Annotated in this window: 9 protein-coding genes; 4 read left to right on the top strand and 5 right to left on the bottom strand. The window is 50.4% G+C overall.

Going from position 1 to position 7,813, the window contains the following annotated elements; genetic code table 11:
* Positions 1 to 1,033, bottom strand: a 1,033-nt coding sequence (locus tag B2899_RS06440) for an alkaline phosphatase family protein (RefSeq protein WP_286884559.1), incomplete at its 3' end; no start/stop codon positions are given.
* A 97-nt stretch (positions 1,034 to 1,130) separates the two neighbouring features.
* Here B2899_RS06440 and B2899_RS06435 point away from each other — a divergent pair.
* Genes B2899_RS06435 through B2899_RS06420 form a run of 4 tightly spaced genes read left to right on the top strand, consistent with a single transcriptional unit; the run spans position 1,131 to position 4,929 of the window.
* The gene (locus B2899_RS06435) at positions 1,131 to 2,321 is read left to right on the top strand and encodes an HlyD family secretion protein (RefSeq protein ID WP_286884558.1); all 1,191 of its coding nucleotides are present in this window, start codon (positions 1,131 to 1,133) and stop codon (positions 2,319 to 2,321) included.
* Positions 2,318 to 3,082, top strand: a complete 765-nt coding sequence (locus tag B2899_RS06430; protein ID WP_286884556.1) for an ABC transporter ATP-binding protein — start codon at positions 2,318 to 2,320, stop codon at positions 3,080 to 3,082. Before B2899_RS06435 ends, B2899_RS06430 begins: the two co-directional genes overlap by 4 nt.
* Positions 3,075 to 4,229: an ABC transporter permease gene (locus tag B2899_RS06425; RefSeq protein WP_246147314.1), complete on the top strand. Its 1,155-nt coding sequence runs from the start codon at positions 3,075 to 3,077 to the stop codon at positions 4,227 to 4,229. The genes B2899_RS06430 and B2899_RS06425 overlap by 8 nt, the downstream gene beginning before the upstream one ends.
* A 13-nt stretch (positions 4,230 to 4,242) precedes the next feature.
* The gene (locus tag B2899_RS06420) at positions 4,243 to 4,929 is read left to right on the top strand and encodes a TetR/AcrR family transcriptional regulator (protein WP_286884554.1); all 687 of its coding nucleotides are present in this window, start codon (positions 4,243 to 4,245) and stop codon (positions 4,927 to 4,929) included.
* A gap of 23 nt (positions 4,930 to 4,952) precedes the next feature.
* On the opposite strand, the gene B2899_RS06415 is transcribed toward B2899_RS06420, so the two are convergent.
* From B2899_RS06415 to B2899_RS06400, 4 genes are all read right to left on the bottom strand, one after another.
* Positions 4,953 to 5,681, bottom strand: a complete 729-nt coding sequence (locus B2899_RS06415; RefSeq protein ID WP_146810193.1) for a pseudouridine synthase — start codon at positions 5,679 to 5,681, stop codon at positions 4,953 to 4,955.
* Positions 5,682 to 5,715: 34 nt separating this feature from the next.
* Positions 5,716 to 7,134, bottom strand: coding sequence for an RsmF rRNA methyltransferase first C-terminal domain-containing protein (locus tag B2899_RS06410; protein WP_286884552.1), 1,419 nt, complete (start codon positions 7,132 to 7,134; stop codon positions 5,716 to 5,718).
* Between the two features lie 73 nt (positions 7,135 to 7,207).
* Positions 7,208 to 7,552: a hypothetical protein gene (locus B2899_RS06405; RefSeq protein ID WP_146810195.1), complete on the bottom strand. Its 345-nt coding sequence runs from the start codon at positions 7,550 to 7,552 to the stop codon at positions 7,208 to 7,210.
* 75 nt (positions 7,553 to 7,627) lie between these two features.
* A partial coding sequence (locus B2899_RS06400; RefSeq protein WP_414631752.1) for a hypothetical protein occupies positions 7,628 to 7,813 on the bottom strand: 186 nt, incomplete at its 5' end.

Raw genomic sequence — 7,813 nt, 5'->3', positions numbered from 1 at the left:
CCTGCTGAACCCCTTCCTTCAACGGATAAAAATAGCACATTCGTTCATTATTACAAATAACAATATCGTCTATCTCAGGCTGTATGTTCTCCGCACGGGCTATTTTCATCCCAAGGAGATGCTGCTCCACATTGATAGTCGCTTCCTTCTCAATGCCAATCTTCGTCTGTCCGTGATCCCCCACTACAATGAATTTGCACTGCTTAAATGCTTCATCTGCATTGCCGAAGCTATCTAGCAAGCGTTGAATATACCGATCCGCACGGGCAAGAATCTGCGGACCGCGATCGGGGTTCCGGTGATAAGCATAATCCATATCCGGCATATAGACAAACGTAACATGTGGAAGCTTGCCTTCTCTAATAAGCTTGCATACCGCATCAACAGCAAACCGGTCGTTTAGCCCGTACTTATGAAAAATAGTATGGCTAAAATTCCAGCGCAAAGAACGTAAGAAAGTAGAGTCGATAAACTTTCCTACCGTACAAATCTCAGGACCGCTAACCTGTGCAGACAAAAGGCCCGCAAGAAACAATTTGGACAACCCCGGCTTTTGTACCCGATAATAATGCGGACCACGGTGCGCCGCAAAATTGAAAGACGCTGATGTTTTTCCGCGCCGGGTTACTTCTTCAAACAGTGTAGAAACATCTCTGCTCATATGCTTTTCGTTCATTTCAATCAATACGTCCTGCGTGCACTTTTTTACTCCTATCCGCCAGACCGATTTACTGCCGTTAATATAATTTACGATCCGTCTTTCTTTTCGCGAATACCAGACAAGTCCAGGAATTCGGTGCTCTTCCGGATATACGCCGGTGATCAATGAAGCATCCACACTTGCTGACATCGTCGGAAAAATAGTTGCACAGTTGTTCCAGTAAGCACCGCGACTCATCATAAGTGAGAGCGCCGGCACAAGCTCTCTCTCCTGTGCTTCACGCAGAATATGTGGCATAAGTGAATCAATCAGAATAAGAACAATTTTTTTACCCACTACGCACCCACCGCCTTTTTTTTTCATTATGTTCATTCCCTACTCTTTCTATTTACATCCCTTTCCTTTTATTGTAGATTATGAAGTGAGTAATCACTCACTTAATTGCATAGAGACAAAGGGGGAGGAAATAATGAGAAATATCCCAATCTGCTCGGTGCTGGGCTTTCTGCTTATCTGCATGGGATGCGGACAGCAGAGTCAGCCAGCCGTCTACTCGGGAACAATTGAAGGAAAAGAGATTGCCGTACAGAGCGAATTAGGCGGCATCGTAAAGAGCATGACTCTCGAAGAAGGAAGCAGGGTAGAAAAAAACCAGAAAACAGCCGAGCTCGCATCCGAAGAATACAGGCTGCGCATCGACGAAGCGAAAGCAATGGCGGATGCTGCGAAAGCCAAGCTGGATGAAGCCGGGGCAGGCAGCCGAACGGAGAAAATCAGGGAAGCCGTGGCCAAGGTGGAGCAGGCACAGGCATTGAGTGAGCAGGCCTCCTCCAAAACCCGCACGGTTGAAGCGCAAATGTCTGTTCTTGCAGCCAACAAGGCACAGCTTATGAACAAGCTCGAAGGCGCACGAAATACGCTCGCCTATCAGCAAAGCCGCCTGAAAAAAGCGGAAACACTCGGGCAAGCGGGTGCCATTTCCGAGCAGGAAATCGAAACGCTGCGCGAGACGGTAAATCAGGCACAGACGATTGTTTACGATATCGAAAAGCAAATGAGTACGATCGATGCACAAATGAATCAGACACGCCAGGAGGAAATAGCCGGGAAGGCAGCGCAGGCCTCGGCTGAGGCAGGCGTAAGGGCGGCACAGGCCAATCTCGATTTATTGCGGGCCGGCGATACCAACTACACGCTGCGCGGTCTTCTCGCGCAGAAGGAAGCGGCGGACAGCAAACTCGCCCAGGCCAAACTTCTTCTGGGCAAAACCATTGTCCGTGCTCCGGAAACCGGAACCATCCTGCGCAAGCACGTAGAAGCAGGTGAAGTGATCAAACCGGGTGCCACACTTTACACACTTCTAAAAAAAGGAGATCTCGAAGTTGTCGTCTATGTGCCTGAAGCATCGCTCAACCAAGTGAAAACTGGGCAAAAAGCATTCGTCCGCGTCGATGCCTATCCAAACCGTTCTTTCTCCGGCACCGTGACCCGCATCGCCAGCCAGGCCGAGTTTACGCCTAAAAACGTACAGACACCCGACGAGCGAACCAAAATGGTATTTGCCGTCACAATTAAGCTAACAGACGGGCTAAATGAACTAAAACCTGGTATGCCGGCCGACATCACCTTCGCACAAACGAAAGAAGGTGCGCGTCCATGACTGCGGCGATTTCATGCGAAAATCTGACGAAGAAATTTGGTGCATTACTGGCAGTCGATAACGTCTCCATGACGATTCCGAAGGGAAGCATCGTAGGCTTTCTCGGACCGAACGGCTCCGGCAAATCCACTGTTATTCGCATGCTGAGCGGCATTTTGACTCCTACATCAGGAACAGGTCAGGTGCTCGGCTACAATATTCTCACCGATTCCGAGCGCATTAAGCACCATATCGGCTACATGTCACAGAAGTTCAGTCTGTATGAAGAGCTTAGCGTAAGCGACAACCTGGATTTCTATGCGGGCATCTACGGATTGAAAGGAGAGTCGGCGAGAAAGAAAAAAGCGGAATTGATTGATATGGCCGGATTGACCGGGCGCGAAAAACAAATTGCCGGCTCCCTGTCCGGCGGCTGGAAACAGCGGCTGGCCCTCTCCTGCGCACTCCTGCATGATCCGGAAATTCTTATTCTTGACGAACCGACCGCAGGGGTTGATCCGGTCTCACGCCGTATCTTCTGGGAGGTCATCCGGGAGCTTGCCAAAAAGGGCATCACCGTTCTTGTCAGTACTCATTATATGGATGAAGCGGAGACGTGCGATTTTATCTATTTTATTTTCTTCGGTAAACTGCTCATCTCAGGAACGCCGCTTGAATTGAAAGAACAGGCCAAAGCGGCCACGCTTGACGACGTTTTCATCGGTCTCGTTGAATCGCAGGAGAATAATTTGCTGCGCGGAGGTGAACTGCCTCATGCCTGAACGCATTATCAAACGGTTCAGTTGGTCGCGTCTGCGTGCCATCATCGTCAAAGAAACCCGGCAAATCCGTAAAGACAGAGCCAGCATGGCGATTGCCATTATGATGCCGATTATGATGCTTCTCATGTTCGGCTATGCCGTTAATACGGATGTAGACCACCTTCCTACCGCCGTATGGGATCAGGCAAAGACGAAAGACAGCCGGCAGCTCATCACACACTTTACCAATACGCTGTACTTCGATCACGTGTATAATGTAGAAGGGTACAGGCAAATGCAGCAGTTAATGGACGAAGGAAAAATTAAGGTCGGGATTGTCATCCCGTCCGAGTACAGCTATAAGCTGGATAAGGGGGAAGAAACATCGGTTCAAATTATCGTCGACGGAACCGATCCGAATGCGGCGCGCACAGCGCTTGCGAACGCGCAGCTTATCGTCCAGAATAAATCGTTCTCCCTCCAGCAGGATTTTCTCTCTGCACAGGGTATAACAGAACTTACGCTGCCGCTTGCAGCCGAGACCCGTGTTCTGTACAATCCGAACATGAAAAGCCTCCTGTTCAACATCCCGGCGCTTATCGGATTGATTATGCAAAACGTCACGGTTATTCTGACGGCGTTCGCGCTCGTGCGGGAGAAAGAACGGGGGACGATGGAGCAGCTTATTGTGACCCCAATCCGTCCTGTCGAGTTAATTCTCGGTAAGCTGGTGCCTTATGTCGGCATCGGGGCGCTATCGTTTACGATTGTACTCGCCACCGGCGTCGTCTGGTTCGGCGTACCGGTCAAAGGCAGCTACACGCTGTTATTTATGCTCAGCTTTCTGTTTCTTGTCACAACGCTTGCGATCGGCATTCTTATCTCTACCATATCCAAAACCCAGTTGCAGGCGATGCAACTCGCTTTTGCGACAATCCTGCCAAGCGTCCTGCTGTCCGGATTTATTTTTCCGCGGGAAACAATGCCGTCTGTGCTGCAATGGATTGGCGGCGTTATTCCGCTCACCTACTTTTTGGAGATTTTGCGCGGAATCTTCTTGAAAGCGATCGGGGCGCGCGAACTATGGCAGGAAACCATGGCGCTTGGTGCTTTTTCCTTCCTGCTCTGCCTGTTGGCTGTGACGCGCTTCCGCAAAAAACTGGAATAGAAAAGGTGATAGTGTGGCTCACGAACATAAGCCGCTGTTTGATGAAGCGATTCAGGAAATGCTGAACTCGCTCAAAACCGAGGATGAGATGACGGAGAAACAGCGCCGCATTATGGAGGCGGCCATTGCGCTGTTTGCCGAGAAGGGGTTCCACGCCAGTTCCACAAGCGAGATCGCCCGGCGGGCCGGTGTGGCCGAAGGCACAATCTTCAAGCATTTCAAAACGAAAAAGGATTTGCTGTACGCCCTGATCGGCCCTATGTTTATCAAGTTCGCCTCGCCCCTGATTTTAAAAGACGTTAAACAAATTATCAACGAGGATTTACCCGCCAAAGAGGTTATCCTCAAACTGTACCGCAACCGTCTTGCATTGCTGGAAGAGAATTGGCCCCGCATGCGCATCGTTCTGCAGGAAGCGCTGTTTCACCCGGATATTATGAACGCCCTGCTGGAGAATCTGGTCAAGGATGCCAGAGGCCTGGCTGAAGCGTCCGTAAAGAATCGGATTGAGCAAAGTGAATTCCGCCCGCTTCCGGTGAAAGCGATCACCCGTGCCATCTTCTCTACGATGCTGGGATATGTATTTTTCAGCAAGGCGTTTCCCGATGAATATGCAAACGAAGATAAAGACAAAGATTTGCGCGACGCCGTCGATATCCTCATGTACGGCATCGCAAATAAACGCCCGGATAGCCTCTAAGCCATCCGGGCACCTTTTTTCTTTTACTTCTCCACACTTTGTTCCGCAGAACGAAGTAACTCCAACTCTTCTTCCGCCAGTTCACGATATTCGCCCGGCTCCAGATCGTCGTCCAACTCCAAACCGCCCATAGCAAGACGCTTTAAATAGGTCACCTTTTTCCCTACCGCTTCAAACATGCGCTTTACCTGATGATACTTGCCTTCATAGATGATAAGCTCTATCTCCGAGACGCTTCCCTGGGTAAGAATCGTAAGCTCGGCCGGCAGCGTTTTGTACCCGTCGTCCAGCGTGACGCCTTTGCGGAATGCCTCCCGGTCTTCTTCTGTCACCCGTCCCTCGACCTGTGCAAAGTAACGCTTGGGAACATGCTTCTTCGGCGATAACAGCTCATGCGCCAGTTTGCCGTCGTTCGTAAGGAGGAGCAGACCTTCCGTATCTTTATCCAGCCTTCCGACCGGAAACACATCAAACGCGAAAAATTCAGGAGCCAGCAAATCAACAACCGTCTCTTCTACCGCATCTTCCGTAGCTGAAATCACACCCTGCGGCTTATTCATCATTAAATAAACGAACTCGCGGTAATGGACCACTTCCCCGAAGATTTCTACTTCCTGCGCGTCCGGATCAACATGCACACTGCTGTCTTTAACCGGCTTGCCGTCCACTTTCACCGCTCCGTTTTTGCACAGTTTTTTAATCTCTTTACGCGATCCGTATCCCATGTTAGCCAATAGCTTGTCCAGCCTCATCCTCGTCCACATCCTTTATATCTCTATGCTGCCCCTATGCACCGTCCATCCAGCGCCATCCTGCCGGATACATATTTTTCAGCATACCGCCAGCACCTTTGGCCCACCCAAGCGGAAAGCCGTCTACACAGACAAGGTTCCATCCTTTTTCCGCCTGGCGCATGAGCGTTTCTCCTTTTAGGTATCGGATTGTATCCGACTCATCCGGCGCGAAATTGACTTTCTGCGCTGCATTCTCGGCTTTAAGTCCCATCGCAAACGCCTGGGACGGTTCAAATCGTTTCTTTTTTATTGTACCCAGCAACCATCCCTGACGGGCCAGGCGCAAAGACTGGAGTCCGGGGAGATCCTGCGGCGAGAGAAATACACGATCTTCATGCATCGTTAAAATAAAGCCGTTGTCTTCTAGTCCTTTCCATTCCGGAAGCGTTTCTTTCACAAAAGTATAGAAATCGGCCAATTCCTTCTCCTGCGTCTGTTTTGTTCCTACAGGTTTCGCAAGTATCATAGAGTCCCGTTCCGAACTCTCTTTGTCCCCTGCTTTTTGGAGCAGTGCGACATAATGCCCTTCGCCGCTGATACGGTGCGGCCAGAGACGTGCCGTTCCACTAACCAGCCTATTGGCCTCCGCATTCTGTGTCCATTCCGGTCGTCCCTGCTCCCAACCTTCATGCATCGGTATGGGCACGATGGAAAAGTCCGGCTGTTCCATCAGAAATTCTGCAATCATGCGCTCGTTTTCTTCGGGCGCAAATGTACACGTGGAGTATAGCAATCGTCCGCCCGGGCGCAGCATACGGGCCGCGTCCTGAAGAATCGTTCGCTGCATCCCGCAGCATGTCTCGATCACAGCTTGACTCCAGCTTTTCACCATATCCGGCTCTTTTCGAAACATGCCTTCCCCGGAACAGGGCGCGTCCACAAGGATTTTATCGAAGTATCCGGGAAATACCTTGGCGAGCCGGTCGGGTGTTTCATTGGTAACGACCGCATTGCGAATCCCGTATAACTCTACATTCTTCACAAGGGCTTTGACCCGGTTCGGGTTGCTGTCATTCGTCACCAGAATGCCCTGCCCCTGCATGGCTGCAGCCAACTGCGTTGTTTTGCCCCCCGGCGCTGCACACAAATCCAACACTCTCTCTCCTGGACACGCGTCCAGTACGGCGGCCGGAGACATGGCGCTCGGCTCCTGGATGTAATACAAGCCCGCATGATAATACGGATGTTTCGCAGGACGCAGGCTCTCGGAATAATAAAATCCGTCTTCCGTCCATGGAACCGATTCAAGTTTCCAATCCACACGTTTAAGAAACGCCTGCGGTGAAAGCTTTAGCCTGTTTACGCGCAGCCCCTGGCGGCGCGCTTCTGTGTACGAAGCAAGGAAATCCGTATACTCTTCTTCACCTAGCAGGTGCTTCATTCTCGCTGTAAAAGCTTCAGGGAGGCTCATAACTGTCTATATTCCTCATTTCCTTCGATTTTCACAGAAAAAAGGGAGCTATGCTCCCTTTTTCTTCTATGTCTCAGTCGTCAGCTCCAACCTCTTCTTCTTGCAATTCTTTAGGGTCGCCCTCATACCAGTAATCCAATACGCGCGCTTCCAGCACTTTACACTCAATGTAATGGATTTGTTTATCGGTGAACAAGTGTTTCCACTCGACTTCCAGATCTTTCGCGAGACGGACAACCGTCAGGAGTTCTTGCCATGCCACATATCGTTTATACCAGAAGAACTGAGGGTGCTCATTCATATACGGATACAGGTCGTCAAACTCTGTATGTTTACAATCCAGCGCACGTTCAAAATGTGTTTTTGCATTGGAAATTTGCTCTTCAAAAAAACGGGCTATGTCTCGACTCGTGGTCATAACAACCCCTCCTTTATCTTCTCCTTGCTCTCCATTATAACAAATCCTGAGACGTTTGCCGACTTTTCTTTACAGTTACGGATTTGTGACTCCCGATTGTCCTCGTCCGTTACCTCTTCCCGGCCGCTCATCATTTTGTTCTGGCGGCGCCACTCCTCTGCCCGAAGAAGCCGGTTGGTTCGGATCTGCAGGATTTATCTGATCCGGATTCTGCTGGTTCGGATCGGTCGGATTCGGATTATTTGGATCCACCGGCTGATT

Source organism: Aneurinibacillus sp. UBA3580 (assembly GCF_002375825.1).
Lineage (GTDB): Bacteria > Bacillota > Bacilli > Aneurinibacillales > Aneurinibacillaceae > Aneurinibacillus > Aneurinibacillus danicus.
Note: the sequence above shows the minus strand (reverse complement) of the source record. Positions and strands in the feature narration are given on the sequence as shown.

Excerpts from the sequence above, each read along its gene's own strand:
- B2899_RS06425 (WP_246147314.1), top strand. The coding sequence starts at position 3,075 with ATGCCTGAACGCATTATCAAACGGTTCAGTTGGTCGCGTCTGCGTGCC.
- B2899_RS06410 (WP_286884552.1), bottom strand. The coding sequence starts at position 7,134 with ATGAGCCTCCCTGAAGCTTTTACAGCGAGAATGAAGCACCTGCTAGGT.
- B2899_RS06435 (WP_286884558.1), top strand. The coding sequence starts at position 1,131 with ATGAGAAATATCCCAATCTGCTCGGTGCTGGGCTTTCTGCTTATCTGC.
- B2899_RS06415 (WP_146810193.1), bottom strand. The coding sequence starts at position 5,681 with ATGAGGCTGGACAAGCTATTGGCTAACATGGGATACGGATCGCGTAAA.
- B2899_RS06405 (WP_146810195.1), bottom strand. The coding sequence starts at position 7,552 with ATGACCACGAGTCGAGACATAGCCCGTTTTTTTGAAGAGCAAATTTCC.
- B2899_RS06430 (WP_286884556.1), top strand. The coding sequence starts at position 2,318 with ATGACTGCGGCGATTTCATGCGAAAATCTGACGAAGAAATTTGGTGCA.